Source organism: Streptomyces sp. NPDC045021 (assembly GCF_056432645.1).
The window spans coordinates 148,409-162,360 of record NZ_JBWKIQ010000005.1; the positions used below are offsets into that span (position 1 = coordinate 148,409).

General features: G+C 71.1%; 10 protein-coding genes. 6 read left to right on the forward strand and 4 right to left on the reverse strand.

The window, feature by feature from the left end; genetic code table 11:
• Positions 1–3: 3 nt before the first annotated feature.
• Positions 4–504, forward strand: a complete 501-nt coding sequence (locus AC07DC_RS17425) for a MarR family winged helix-turn-helix transcriptional regulator (RefSeq protein ID WP_478915283.1) — start codon at positions 4–6, stop codon at positions 502–504.
• 85 nt (positions 505–589) lie between these two features.
• Here AC07DC_RS17425 and mscL read toward each other — a convergent pair whose 3' ends face one another.
• Both mscL and AC07DC_RS17435 read right to left on the reverse strand, forming a co-directional pair.
• A complete protein-coding gene (gene mscL / locus AC07DC_RS17430) occupies positions 590–1,036 on the reverse strand; it encodes a large conductance mechanosensitive channel protein MscL (RefSeq protein WP_478915284.1) in 447 nt (148 codons plus the stop codon).
• 74 nt (positions 1,037–1,110) lie between these two features.
• Positions 1,111–2,868, reverse strand: a complete 1,758-nt coding sequence (locus AC07DC_RS17435) for a carbohydrate-binding module family 20 domain-containing protein (RefSeq protein ID WP_478915285.1) — start codon at positions 2,866–2,868, stop codon at positions 1,111–1,113.
• Positions 2,869–3,129: 261 nt separating this feature from the next.
• Between AC07DC_RS17435 and AC07DC_RS17440 the strand changes: the two genes are divergently transcribed.
• Positions 3,130–3,999: a LysR family transcriptional regulator gene (locus AC07DC_RS17440; RefSeq protein WP_478915286.1), complete on the forward strand. Its 870-nt coding sequence runs from the start codon at positions 3,130–3,132 to the stop codon at positions 3,997–3,999.
• 16 nt (positions 4,000–4,015) lie between these two features.
• On the opposite strand, the gene AC07DC_RS17445 is transcribed toward AC07DC_RS17440, so the two are convergent.
• The gene (locus AC07DC_RS17445; RefSeq protein ID WP_478915287.1) at positions 4,016–5,644 is read right to left on the reverse strand and encodes a peptide-N4-asparagine amidase; all 1,629 of its coding nucleotides are present in this window, start codon (positions 5,642–5,644) and stop codon (positions 4,016–4,018) included.
• Between the two features lie 228 nt (positions 5,645–5,872).
• Between AC07DC_RS17445 and AC07DC_RS17450 the strand changes: the two genes are divergently transcribed.
• Positions 5,873–7,735, forward strand: coding sequence for an ABC transporter transmembrane domain-containing protein (locus AC07DC_RS17450; protein WP_478915288.1), 1,863 nt, complete (start codon positions 5,873–5,875; stop codon positions 7,733–7,735).
• The gene (locus AC07DC_RS17455) at positions 7,732–9,513 is read left to right on the forward strand and encodes an ABC transporter ATP-binding protein (protein WP_478915289.1); all 1,782 of its coding nucleotides are present in this window, start codon (positions 7,732–7,734) and stop codon (positions 9,511–9,513) included. The genes AC07DC_RS17450 and AC07DC_RS17455 overlap by 4 nt, the downstream gene beginning before the upstream one ends.
• 83 nt (positions 9,514–9,596) lie before the next feature.
• On the opposite strand, the gene AC07DC_RS17460 is transcribed toward AC07DC_RS17455, so the two are convergent.
• On the reverse strand, positions 9,597–10,391 hold the full coding sequence (locus AC07DC_RS17460; protein ID WP_478915290.1) for a metal-dependent hydrolase: 795 nt from the start codon (positions 10,389–10,391) through the stop codon (positions 9,597–9,599).
• 133 nt (positions 10,392–10,524) lie between these two features.
• Here AC07DC_RS17460 and AC07DC_RS17465 point away from each other — a divergent pair, with 133 nt between their 5' ends.
• Complete coding sequence (locus AC07DC_RS17465) at positions 10,525–13,038, forward strand: DEAD/DEAH box helicase (RefSeq protein WP_478915291.1); 2,514 nt, start codon at positions 10,525–10,527, stop codon at positions 13,036–13,038.
• A 25-nt stretch (positions 13,039–13,063) separates the two neighbouring features.
• The gene (locus tag AC07DC_RS17470; protein ID WP_478915292.1) at positions 13,064–13,930 is read left to right on the forward strand and encodes an acyl-CoA thioesterase; all 867 of its coding nucleotides are present in this window, start codon (positions 13,064–13,066) and stop codon (positions 13,928–13,930) included.
• The last annotated feature ends 22 nt before the right edge of the window (positions 13,931–13,952 follow it).

The window sequence follows — 13,952 nt, forward strand, 5'->3', positions numbered from 1 at the left end:
GCCATGGATCCCCGCACCACCACCGCGCCCGAACCCGCCGCAGAGTCCGCGGCGGAGTCCGCAGCCGCCGAGACCACCGGCCGCCTCGCCGACCAGCTGCTCCAGCTGACCAAGCGGCTCCACCGGGCCCAGCGCCGGCACCTCGAACCGCTCGGCATCACCCCGGCCCAGTCCCGGCTGCTGCGGACCGTCGCGCACAGCGAGGCGCCGCCGCGGATGGCGGACCTCGCCCGGCGGCTGGATGTCGTGCCGCGCGCGGTGACCACGCTGGTGGACGCGCTGGAGGCGCACGACCTGGTGCGCAGGATTCCCGACCCGGCCAGCCGCCGGGTGATCCGCATCGAGCTGACCGAGGCCGGGGGCGCGACGCTGCACCGCCTGCGGCTGGCCCGCCGGGCCGCCGCCGAGGATCTCCTCGCCCCGCTGGACGGCACCCAGCGCGAGGCGCTGACCGCGCTGCTCGCCACCCTGGACGCGGCGGCGCCCCCGCGGTCGCGCTGCTGAAGCGCGTCCGAGGGGGCGTCGTGGTGGCACTCGCCGCGGCGGAGGTTCGCCCTGCCGCGGCGAAACCGCGGGCTGCCGACGACCGCTAGTTCGAGGTCGTCACGCGATGGCCGGCGCCGTTCTCGGAGTGCGCCGGCAGGATCTGGGCGGTGCAGGCGCTGCAGCGGCGGGCGGCCTGGGGTATCGGGGTCAGGCACTCCGGGCACTCACGCATCGGAGCCGCGGCCGCCTTGGGGAAGAACCGCTCCTGCATCCGGTTCATCGGCAGGATGACCAGGAAGTAGATCACCGAGGCGACGATCACGAAGCTGATCGTCGCGTCGATGAAGGCGCCGTACGGGAACGTCACTCCCGAGACCGTGAACGCCTTGCGGGAGTAGTCGCCCGACGCTCCCGACATGAGCCCGACGATCGGGGTCAGGAACGCCTTGACGAAGCCGCTGACCAGCGCGGTGAAGGCCGCACCCACCACGATACCGACGGCGAGTTCGACGACGTTGCCGCGCAACAGGAACGCACGAAAGCCCTTCATAACTCAGAAAATCCCCTCTGTGCTCACGAACTGGAATGTGCCAGTCTCCCCTGATCCTGGCCGCCCGCCCACCATCATCCCCGCCAGTTGTCGCTGAGTGACACCTTTCCGCTCGCGGGCACGGTGGCGGTCCGGTTGGCACCGGTCTCCCAGGTCGCGTTCCCGGCGGCGTCCTTGCGCAGGTACTTGTACTCGAACGCCGTGCCCGCGCCCATCGCGACATCGAGCTTCCACACCGGGTAGGCCGCGGACGAGAGCAGCAGGGCCTTGCTGGTGTCCCAGTTCCCGAGGGTGGCGTTGTTGCCGGTGACGTAGATGTTCTGGCCGAGCGCGGTCGTGGCGTTCACCGCGAAGGACGCGCCGGAGGCCGGGTCGGTGGTCCCGCCGCTGCTCCCCCCGCCGCCGTTGCAGGGGGCACCCGCGTAGAGCGCCACCGCGTCGTTGGAGCCGATGGTGGCCGTGAACCTGCCGTCGGAGCCGACGGTGTAGCTGGTCCCGGAGTGCTGGACGTCGCAGTAGCTGCCGGCCGGCAGCGAGGTGGCGTACGTCTGCGTGAGCGCGCTGCCCTCGTGGTTGATCGCGACGAAGCCCTTGCTGCCGCGGCCGAACGCGATGGCGTTGTTGCCGTTGGACCACCAGTTGGTCACCGCGGTGCCGGAGACGGCGTTGCGGAAGCCGACCATGCCGGTGATCTGTGGCCAGGCGTGCTGGCACTTCCACCCGTCGCTGTAACAGGCGTTGACGGTGCCGCCGTTGGGCGGGCCCGAGTCGTTGTCGGAGAACTCGTAGCCGGAGTAGACGTTCGGCGAGCCGTAGGGCCAGGCCAGCAGGTAGACGTTGGCGAGGGTGTAGGCGGCGCCCGCCTTGTAGTTGAGGGTCGAGCCGTTGCGCTCGGTGTCCCAGTTGTCGACGAAGGTCCGTGCGTTGGCGCTGGGCAGATAGCCCCAGGAGGCGCCCCAGTTGCTCAGGTACGACAGCTTCTCGCTGGTGAAGATGCGCTTGAGGTCGGTGGCGGCGCGGAACTCGTCCACGTCTCCGGTGCCGGTGTACTCGCTCGGCTGGACCGCCTCGCCGGCTCCGTAGATGACCTCCTGCGCCCAGAAGATGCCCGGGTTGCTGAGCTTGGACTTGATGGCGGCGAGGTCGCTCGCGGCGATGTGCTTGGCCGCGTCGATCCGGAAGCCGTCGGTGCCCAGCGAGATCAGGTTGTTGAGATAGCCGGCGATCGTGGACCGTACGTAGTCGCTGCCGGTGTCCAGATCCGCGAGCCCGACGAGCTCGCAGTTCTGCACGTTGTTCCGGTCGGCGTAGTTGGTGATGTTGCTGCGACAGGAGTGGAAGTCCTGGTCCTGGTAGTAGCCGGGGTAGTTGTACTTGGAGTAGGTGGTGCCGCCGGTCCCGGTGCCGGAGCCGGCCGCCATGTGGTTGATCACCGCGTCGGCGATGACCTTGACGCCCGCGCCGTGGCAGGTGTCGACCATGCGCTTGAAAGCGGTGCTGTCGCCGAGCCGTCCGGCGATCTTGTAGCTGACCGGCTGGTACGAGGTCCACCACTGGCTGCCCTGGATCTGCTCCTGGGCCGGGGAGACCTCCACGAATCCGTAGCCGGCCGGACCGAGGGTGTCGGTGCACGCCTTGGCGACGGAGTCGAATCGCCACTCGAAGAGGGTGGCGGTGACGTCCTTGGTGCTCGGCGGGGTCGCCTGCGCCTGGTGCTGGGTGGCGACGGTGAGGCCGGTCGCGGCGAGCAGCGTGGCGAGCGCGCCGTACAGGGCACGGGATCTGCGGGAGGTTCGGGAGGTTCGGGGTACCCGGGATGTGCGGGATCGCATGTGCGGCTCCTCCGGAGTGCGGGCACGGCTGTGCCCTCGAAGGCAGCCCGCGCCAAGCCGCCGGGTGGGGGTGCGGAACCCCGCGTCCCACGGGGTTCCGCCGAGGAGCTTCCCGCCGTGACCGTGAGCACGTCAAGGGACCGGTGGAAACATTTTCAACTACTTGCTGAAATCTCTTCCACCTCGGCCGACCGCACCGCCCAGGACCTCTTCCGGCAGGCGCGATACCCTCAAGGCATAGCCATGTCGGAGGAGCGCCCCATGGACCTGGACCTGCGCAAGCTGCGGTACTTCACGGCCGTCGCCGACCGGCTGCACTTCACCCGCGCCGCCGAGGACCTGCACATCGCACAGCCCGTGCTGAGCCGGCAGATCCGCGCGCTGGAGCACGATCTCGGCGCGGCGCTTTTCGTCCGCGACAGCCACGGCGTCACCCTCACCGAGGCGGGGCAGCAGCTCCTGAACGACGCGCGGCCGCTGCTGGCCTCCGCGGAGGCGGCGCGGCGCCGCGTACGGCGCGCTGCCCGCGGAACGCAGCACCTCGTGGTGGGATTCCGGTCCGGGATCGTCGTCACCGGCGCGGTCCGGGCGTTCACCGCCGCGCATCCGGAGGTCACGGTCGGCGTACAGCGGCTGGAATGGGACGACCAGGCCGAGGTCCTGCTGGACGGGCGGGTGGACATCGCCTACATCCGGCTGCCCATCGACGCCCGCGGCCTGGAGGTGATCCCGCTGTACAGCGAAGCGCGGCTGGCGGTCCTGGCCGCCGGGCACCGGCTCGCGGCGAAGGAGTCCCTGACACTGGCCGATCTGGCGGCCGAACCCCTCATCGGCCATGCCCGGTACACCGGTCCCGGCGTGCTGCACGGCGCCGCGAACGCGGCCTGGATCGGGATGGTGAAGGCGGCCGGGAGGGGGGACGTGGTCCGCTCCGTCGAGGAGAAGCTCGAACATGTCGCCTCGGGACGCGCGATCACCTTCCTGCCCGCCTCCGCGACCGCCTACTACACGCGCCCCGACATCGTCTGTCTGCCGGTCACCGACGCGCCGCCCGACGAGGTCTGCCTCGCCTACGACGCCACCCGGAGCTCGTCCCTGATCGGGGAGTTCGCCCGGGTGGCGAAGGGATAGGCCAGCCGGTACTGGCTCAGCCCAGCATCCGGTCCTCCGTCAACGCGCCCTGCGCGGTCGCGATCCGGCGGTCGTAGCAGCCGTCGGGACCGACCGTCCGGTAGCGCTCGGACGAGGTGCCGGTGGCGTGCCGCTGCTCGCGCGGCACATTCAGGGTGAAGGACGCGTCTCCCCGGTAGACGTCGTCCAGCAGCGACCGGCTGACGGTCCGGCCCCCGCGTTCGACGACCGTGTCGGCGCGGTCGCCGAGCAGCATCACCGTACGCAGCCGGTCGGCGGCGCCGACCGACGTACGGCCGTCCATCGTGTACGCGCGGCGCGCCTCGGTGCTGGTGGCCGGACCGCGGCCGGACCGGGTCACCGTCGCGTCGTCGGTCCACCGTGCGGTGAGCGCGTCGGTGCTCTCGTCGGCGTTCCACCGGTGGGTGGAGGTGGCGGACAGCGCGCGGCGGACGGTGGTGGTGACCCGGCCGTGCGACGTGTCGACATAGCCGGCGACCGTCAGGCTGTGACTGCCCTTCGCGTCCAGGGCCCGCTCGTCACCGGTCCGGTAGGAGGTCGAGGTGGCCGGGGCGCTCTCCTGGTGCGTGGTCAGCGCGCCCGGCACATGAGCGCGGTGCGCGTCCTGCCAGACCAGCACGTTCGTCGGCACGCTCCAGCCGCTCTGGCCCTCGGGCACGCCCAGCACCGAGACCTCGACGCGGTGCGCGTTCCCGTCGTTGAGCAGTCCGGCGTACGGCGTCAGGTCGTACTCGACGGGTTTGACGTCGAAGGCGCGCGGGCCCGGGATCACGTACCAGAGGAAGGGGTTGGACCAGCCTCCGGTCCACACGGTCGGGAACGGCGCGGCGATTCCGGCCAGTTGGCCGTCCACCCGCAGCTGCACCTCCCGGTAGGGACCGCCGGCCTGGCAGGAGTACGGCACATCGGCCGGCACCGCCAGGTACCAGAACTCCTCGCAGCCGCCGCCCGAGCCGGTGGCGTACGCCTCGGCGACGATCCGCTCGCTGTTGCGCGGTGTGGTGAGATCGCCGACGATCGCCGTGCCCTCGCTGTGCGAACCGGCCAGGGTCAGCACCTGGTCGGGCACGGTTCCGGCCACGTCCCCGCCGCCCGCGCCGCGTGCCGGGTAGAAGGTCAGGGAGACCTTGACGTCGATCACGCCGGTGTACGTGTCGTTGACGACGTTGCCGATGAGCATCTCGACCGGCTGCGGGCCGCGCAGCGTGGCCGAGTACCGCGTGACGTCCTTCTCGACGTTCCAGGCGATCCCGTCGGGCGACGGCTCGGGGGTCGAGGTGTCCAGCACCTCCACCCCGCCGATCCGCAGATACCCCAGCCGGTCGTACTGCCGCCCGGCGACCTTGCCGTCGAGCCGCAGCACGACCTTGCTCCAGTGGTCGCCGCAGCCGCGCGGCGGGGTGTACGTGCTCGTGTAGGGCGTGAAGTCCTTGAACTGCGCCGCCACGATCTGCGTGGTGCAGGAGGGCCCACCGGGGGTCGCGATGGGCGGGGCCGCCGTCAGGGGGTCGTGCCAGTCGGTGCCGAACTCTGCCGGGGGCGCGGTGGTGGCCGCGGCCGCCGGGCCCGCGAAAAGCGCGAACCCCACTGCCGCGGCGAGCGCCGCGAGTATCCGTCTTCCCACGCGGTGGTGCCTCCTCGTCGTGCGATGGCCACGAAGTACAGCGCACAGCTTGGCCCGGTCGCGCGCCGGGCGACAGACCGCCTCACGCGACGGCGCGCCCCGCCGAACGACCTTGGCTCAATACCTGCTCATTCCGGGCGCGGCAGCCGAAAATCGGTTGACCCGGTACGTGCGGTGACGCGAACCTTGCACGTCTTCGCACCCCACTCCAGAGCATCTCGGGACGTCATGTCGCTACGTCAACTCCCCTTCCAGGACCCTGGTGTCCCCGACGTCAGATCGGGGTTCCGTTTCCTGCTCTGGCTGGAGAAACGCCAGCTGCGCGGGCAGCTCACCGCCGCCGCGTGGGGCACTTTGCTGATGGCGTCCCTCGCGCTGTTCCCGGCCGCCGTCGGCCTGGCCGTGCAGGCGGTCGTCGACCATTCCGGCCACCGGCTGGCGCTGGCCGGTGGACTGATGCTGGTGCTCGGCGGGCTCAGCGCGCTCGGCGACACCATGCTGCACCGCACCGCGGTGACCAACTGGATCACCGCCGCCGCCCGCGTCCAGCAGTTGCTGAGCCGCAAGACCGTCGAGCTGGGCTCGGTGCTCACCCGGCAGGTCGCGGCCGGCGAGATCGTCACGGTCGGCGCGGGCGACGTCGAGAAGATCGGCTGGTTCGTGGAGGCGTTCGCCCGCTTCACCTCCGCCTTCCTCGCCACCATCGGCATCGCGGTGGCACTCGCCTTCTACCAGCCGGATCTCGGCCTCGTCGTGGCCGCCGCCATCCCCGTCCTCGCACTCGCCGTGCTGCCGCTGCTGCCGGCGGCGACCAAGCGCGCGGACATCCAGCGGGAGAAGGCCGGCAAGGCCACGGAGCTGGCCTCCGACACCGTCGCGGGTCTTCGGGTGCTGCGCGGTATCGGTGGCGAGGAGCTCTTCCTCGACCGGTACCGCAAGGCCTCGCAGGAGGTCCGTACGGCCGCCGTGCACAGTGCCCGGATGTGGGCGCTGATCAGCGCCGTCCAGGTGGTCCTGCCGGGACTGCTGCTGGTGGGCGTGGCCTGGTACGGGGCGGTCCTCGCGCTCGACGGCCGGATCTCGGTCGGCGAGCTGGTGACCGTGTACGGGTCCGTCGCCTTCCTGATGTTCCCGCTGCGGCACTTCGAGGAGATCGCCATGGCGTGGTCCTTCTCGCGGCCGTCGGCGAAGCGCGCGGCGCGGGTGCTGGCGCTGGTGCGGGGCGTGGAACCGGATGCGTCGCTTTCGCCTGCCTCCCCTCTCGCCGGTGATCTGTACGACCCGGAGAGTGGTCTGCTCGCTCCTGCCGGGCTGCTGACGGCGGTCGTGTGCGGGGACCCGGACGCGGCCGGGCGGCTCGCCGACCGGCTCGGCGGGCACAGCCCGGACCGGGTGGCCGGCGAGGCCTCGGTCCTGCTGGGCGGCACGGCTCTCGACGAGCTGCCACTGGCGGCGGCGCGCGCCGCCGTCCTGGTGCAGGACAAGGACCCGGTGCTGCTCTCCGGGACGCTGCACGAGCTGCTCGACGTACCGTCCTCCGGCAACGTTTCCGCCGCCGACGCCCTGACGGCCGCCCAGTGCGGAGATGTCCTGCAGGCGCTCGTCCAGGCCTCGGTGGACGATTCCGGCGATCCCATGCGGACCCGGATCACCGAGCGCGGCCGCTCCCTCTCGGGCGGCCAGCGCCAGCGGCTGGCCCTGGCCAGGTCGCTGGTCGCGGACCCGGAGGCGCTCGTCCTGGACGAGCCGACGTCGGCCGTCGACTCGCACACCGAGGCGCGGATCGCGCGCGGTCTCAAGGGGATCAGGGCGGACCGCACCACGGTGGTGTTCACCTCGAGCCCGCTGCTGCTCGACCGCTGCGACCTGGTGGTCTTCATCGCCGACGGGTCTGTGGCGACCTCCGGCACCCACCACGAACTGCTGCGCGCGGACCAGCGGTACCGCGCCGTGGTCACCCGCGAGACCGAGGAACCGGCCGCTGTGAACTCAGGTGTCACGGCCTCGGTCACGGTCCCGGTCACCACCGAAGGCCCGTCCTCGGTCCCGTCCGGGGCCGGCGAGAACACCAGGATCGAGGAATCCGCATGATCGGCGTGAAGCCGCCGGAGCACGATCCGGACGCGCCGCAGCAGACGACGACGCTGCCGGTCGGTTCGCCGGCCACCGTGCGCAGGTACGTGACCGAGCTGGCCCGCCGACACCGCGGCGCCTTCACCCTGCTCGTCGCGGTCAACACGGTCGCCGTGGTCTCCTCCATGGTCGGGCCGTACCTGCTGGGGCAGCTGGTCGAGAACCTGTCCGCCGGGCGCCGGAACCTGCATCTGGAGCTCACGGTCGGGCTCTTCCTCGCCGCGCTCGTCGTCCAGGCCGGATTCGTCCGGCTGGTCCGGTTGCGCGGTGCGATCCTCGGCGAGCGGATGCTGGCCGACCTGCGCGAGGACTTCCTCGTCCGGTCCGTCGGACTGCCGCCCGGCGTGCTGGAGCGGGCCGGCACCGGTGATCTGCTCTCCCGGATCACCACCGACATCGACCGGCTGTCGAACGCCATGCGCGAGGCCGTGCCACAGCTGGCCATCGCGGTGGTGTGGGTCGCGCTGCTGCTCGGCGCGCTCGCCGTCACCTCTCCGCCGCTGGCACTGTCGGTGCTGGTCGCCCTGCCGCTGCTGCTGGTCGGCTGCCGCTGGTACTTCCGGCGCGCCGCCGCCGGTTACCGCTCCGAGGCCGCCGGCTACGCGGCCGTCGCCGCCGTGCTGGCCGAGTCGGTCGACGCGGGCCGGACGATCGAGGCGCACGGGCTCGGCGCACGCCGGATCACGGAGTCCGACGAGCGGATCAGGATCTGGGTCGGCTGGGAGCGCTACACGATGTGGCTGCGTAGCGTGCTCTTCCCGGTGATCAACCTGACGCACACCCTGATCCTCGCGTCGGTGCTGATGATCGGCGGGACCTTCGCGCTGCACGGCTGGGTGTCGGTCGGCGAACTGACCACCGGGGCGCTCTACGCCCAGATGCTCGTCGATCCCGTCAACCTGATCCTGCGCTGGTACGACGAGCTGCAGGTGGCCCAGGTGTCGCTGGCCCGGCTGGTCGGGGTCCGCGAGGTCGAGGAGCACGAGTCGGACGAGCGGATCGTCCCGGACGGACGCGACATGCACGCCGACGAGGTGCGCTTCGGCTACCGGGCCGGCAGTGACGTGCTGCACGGGGTGTCGCTGCAGCTGCGGCCGGGCACCCGGCTGGCGCTGGTGGGTCCCTCGGGAGCGGGCAAGTCCACCCTCGGGCGGCTGCTCGCCGGCATCTACGCGCCGCGGACCGGTGAGGTGAGGCTCGGCGGGGCGGAGCTGGCCCGGATGCCGGCCGAGCGGGTCCGGCGGCATGTGGCACTGGTCAACCAGGAGCACCACGTCTTCGTCGGCTCGCTGCGGGACAACCTGCGGCTGGCGCGGGCCGGTGCGGACGATCCCGAGCTGTGGGACGCGCTGGTCTCGGTGGACGCCGACGGCTGGGCGCGGGCGCTGGACGACGGCCTGGCGACCGAGGTCGGCTCCGGCGGCTCCACCCTCACCCCCGCCCAGGCCCAGCAGGTGGCCCTGGCCCGGCTGGTGCTTGCCGATCCGCACACCCTCGTGCTGGACGAAGCGACCTCGCTGCTCGACCCGCGAGCCGCCCGGCACCTGGAGCGTTCGCTGGCGCGGGTGCTGGAGGGCCGCACCGTCATCGCCATCGCGCACCGGCTGCACACCGCGCACGACGCGGATGTCATCGCGGTGGTCGAGGAGGGCCGGATCAGCGAGCTGGGCAGCCACGACCAGCTGGTCGAGGCGGACGGGGCGTACGCGGCCCTGTGGCGCTCCTGGCACGGCTAGGACGGTCAGGTCGGCACGGCTGCTTCCCGTACCCGGGTTCCGTGCCCGCCGCCCGCCCGGCGGCGGGCACGGAACCCGGGACGTCAGCCGAGGAAGCCCAGGGCGCCCAGCGCCCCGACGCCGCCGAGGAGGAAGAAGGCCGGGGTGAGCACCTTGATCTCGACCCAGCTGCCGGCCCGGAACCGCATGAACTTCGGCGGCCCCATCGGGTACCAGCGCTTGCGGCCTATCGGAATGGGCCACAGTATCGGGCAGCCGGACACCGTCAGGGCGTCGCCGATGCAGTGCACCAGCGAGCCCAGCACGATCGGGATACCGATCCACAGGTAGTGCTGGCCGGGCTCGGTGAAGAGCCAGTCCTTGCCGTTGCCCGGATCGTCCAGGACGTCGGCCAGCACCCAGGCGCCGGTGGCCCCCAGGAGCCAGACCAGGACATCGCTGGAGGCACGGGCCTGGCGCCACAGCAGGCCCTCGACGGCCAGCACCATATGGACGAAGAGGATGCCGAGCACCGCCCAGCGCCCGCCGAAGAGCGCCGCCGCCGAGCATCCGCCGCCGATCAGGGCGGCCCACAGCCAGGTGTGCGTCAGGGTGCGGTGGCCGCCGGTACGGCGCGGGTCGCCCTTCATACGGGTGGCCTTGTAGGTGGCGTACGACAGCTTGTCGATGATCTCGCACAGCGCTTTGGAGATGGGCCCGAAAGCGCGCGATATGGTCGCCGCCTTGTGGTCCAGGTCCGGAGCGAGAGCTGCGCCGGCGCAGATCAGGGCGCCGACGACAAGCGTCGGCCACGGCATGGGGTGGTCGAGCGCGGCCGCGCCCGCTCCCACCCCCAGCCATGCCGCCGCTCCGGAAAGTGAATGTGCCGGTCCCATCATGTGTGGTGCCCCGCCCCTTTCGGCCCGCCCGCAGGCGGAGTTGACGCCCAGTCGACGGCACACCATACCGTTGGCGATCTTCCGTAATACCGCCGGTTCCGCCGCGGGGCCCGAAGCCAGGCAAGATGGTGGGGTGACCCTCATTGATCAGCTGCCTCCCGAGGCCGACCCCGATGCCCTGTACGAAGCCTTCTCGACCTGGGCGGAGAGCCAGGGCATCACGCTCTACCCCGCTCAGGAGGAGGCGCTGATCGAGGTCGTCTCCGGGGCGAACGTGATCCTTTCGACCCCGACCGGTTCCGGCAAGAGCCTGGTCGCGGCGGGGGCGCACTTCGCCGCGCTGGCGAAGGACCAGGTCACCTTCTACACCGCTCCGATCAAGGCGCTGGTGTCGGAGAAGTTCTTCGACCTCTGCAAGCTCTTCGGTACCGAGAACGTCGGCATGCTGACCGGCGACGCCTCGGTGAACGCGGACGCACCGGTCATCTGCTGCACGGCCGAGGTGCTCGCCTCGATAGCGCTGCGCGACGGCCGGAACGCCGATGTCGGCCAGGTCGTCATGGACGAGTTCCATTTCTACGCGGAGCCGGACCGCGGCTGGGCCTGGCAGATCCCGCTGCTGGAGCTTCCGCAGGCCCAGTTCGTGCTGATGTCCGCGACCCTCGGCGACATGTCCCGCTTCGAGGAGGACCTCACCCGCCGTACGGGACGGCCGACGACCGTCGTGCGCTCCGCGACCCGGCCGGTGCCGCTCTCCTACGAGTACGTGACGACACCACTGACGGAGACGCTGACGGAGCTGCTGGAGACCCGGCAGTCGCCCGTCTACATCGTGCACTTCACCCAGGCGGCGGCTGTCGAGCGGGCGCAGGCGCTGATGAGCATCAACATGTGCACACGCGCCGAGAAGGACGCCATCGCCGAGCTGATCGGCAATTTCCGCTTCACCACCACCTTCGGCCGTAACCTCTCCCGGTTCGTCCGGCACGGCATCGGTGTGCACCACGCGGGCATGCTGCCGAAGTACCGGCGGCTGGTGGAGAAGCTCGCGCAGGCGGGCCTGCTGAAGGTCATCTGCGGTACGGACACCCTCGGAGTCGGCGTCAACGTGCCGATCAGGACCGTGCTGTTCACCGCCCTGACGAAGTACGACGGCACACGGGTCCGCACCCTGCGGGCCCGGGAGTTCCACCAGATCGCCGGGCGGGCCGGCCGTGCCGGATTCGACACCGCGGGCTTCGTCGTCGCGCAGGCGCCCGAGCACGTCATCGAGAACAAGAAGGCCGTCGCCAAGGCCGGGGACGACCCGAAGAAGCTCCGCAAGGTGGTCCGCAAGAAGGCTCCCGAGGGCTTCGTCAACTGGTCCGACGCGACCTTCGAGAAGCTGATCGCCTCCGACCCCGAGCCGCTCACCTCCCGCTTCCGGGTCACCCACACCATGCTGCTGTCGGTGATCGCCCGGCCGGGCAACGCCTTCGAGGCGATGCGGCACCTGCTGGAGGACAACCACGAGTCGCGGCGCAACCAGCTGCGGCACATCCGGCGGGCCATCGCCATCTACCGTTCCCTCGAGGCGGGCGGTGTCGTGGAGCGGCTGACCGAACCGGACGCGGAGGGCCGTATCGTCCGGCTCACCGTCGACCTCCAGTCGGACTTCGCGCTGAACCAGCCGCTGTCCACGTTCGCGCTGGCCTCCTTCGAGCTGCTCGACAAGGAGTCGCCGTCGTACGCCCTGGACATGGTCTCCGTCGTCGAGTCCACGCTCGACGACCCCCGCCAGATCCTGGCCGCGCAGCAGAACAAGGCGCGCGGTGAGGCGATCGGGCTGATGAAGGCCGACGGGGTCGAGTACGAGGAGCGGATGGAGCGGCTGCAGGAGGTCACGTACCCCAAGCCGCTGGAGGAACTGCTCTCCCACGCCTACGGCGTCTACCGCCAGAGCCACCCGTGGGTCGGCGACCACCCGCTCTCCCCCAAGTCGATCGTGCGTGACATGTACGAGCGCGCCATGACGTTCTCCGAGTTCACCTCGCACTACGAACTGGCCCGCACCGAGGGGATCGTGCTGCGCTACCTGGCGGGCGCGTACAAGGCCCTGGAACACACCGTCCCGGACGACCTGAAGTCCGAGGACCTCCAGGACCTGACCGCGTGGCTCGGCGAACTGGTGCGCCAGGTCGACTCCAGCCTGCTGGACGAGTGGGAGCAGCTCGCCAACCCCGAGGTCGAGACGGCCGAGCAGGCCGCCGAGCGGGCCGACCAGGTCAAGCCGGTCACCTCCAACGCCCGGGCCTTCCGGGTGCTGGTGCGCAACGCGATGTTCCGCCGGGTGGAGCTGGCCGCGCTGGAGAAGTACAACCTGCTGGCCGAGCTGGACGCCGAGTCGGGCTGGGACGCCGACGCGTGGGCGGAGGCGATGGACGCGTACTGGGACGAGTACGACGACCTGGGCACCGGCCCCGACGCCCGCGGCCCGAAGCTCCTCCAGATCGAGGAGCAGCCGGAACACTCCCTCTGGCAGGTCCGCCAGACGTTCGCGGACCCCAACGGCGACCATGGCTGGGGTATCTCCGCCGAGGTCGATCTGGCAGCCTCCGACGAAGAGGGCCGGGCGATCATCCGCGTGACAACCGTCGGCGAGCTGTGACCGCGCACGATACGAGGGAGTTCCGATGACCAACCCCGCCGAGCGGCTGGTGGATCTGCTCGACCTGGAGCGGATCGAGGAGAACATCTTCCGCGGCCGCAGTCCGCAGGAGCGGCTGCAGCGGGTGTTCGGCGGGCAGGTCGCGGGCCAGGCGCTGGTCGCGGCCGGCCGCACCACGGACGGCGAGCGGCCGGTGCACTCGCTGCACGCGTATTTCCTGCGGCCCGGCCGCCCGGGCGTGCCGATCGTGTACCAGGTCGAACGGGTCCGTGACGGCCGGTCGTTCACCACCCGGCGGGTGGTGGCGATCCAGCAGGGTCGCACGATCTTCAATCTGACCGCCTCCTTCCATCAGCCGGAACCGGGCTTCGAGCACCAGATCCCGATGCCTGAGGTGCCCGAACCCGAGAGCCTGCCGAAGCTGGGCGACGAGCTGCGCGAGCACCTGGGGGTACTGCCCGAGTCGCTGGAGCGGATGGCCCGCCGCCAGCCGTTCGACATCCGCTACGTCGAGCGGTTGCGCTGGACGCCCGAGGAGATCGAGGGCGCCGAGCCGCGCAGCGCGGTGTGGATGCGCGCGGTGGGACCGCTGGGCGACGATCCGCTGGTGCACACCTGCGCGCTCACCTACGCGAGCGACATGATGCTGCTCGACGCGGTGCGGGTACCGGTCGAACCCCTGTGGGGCCCGCGCGGCTTCGACATGGCCTCCCTCGACCACGCGATGTGGTTCCACCGCCCCTTCCGCACCGACGAGTGGTTCCTCTACCAGCAGGAGTCCCCGATCGCGACCGGCGCCCGCGGCCTGGCGCGCGGCCAGATCTACGACCGCTCGGGCCGGCTGCTGGTGTCCGTGATGCAGGAAGGGCTGTTCCGCAAGATCGGCGGCTGACCGGGACCCGTCGCGCCACCAG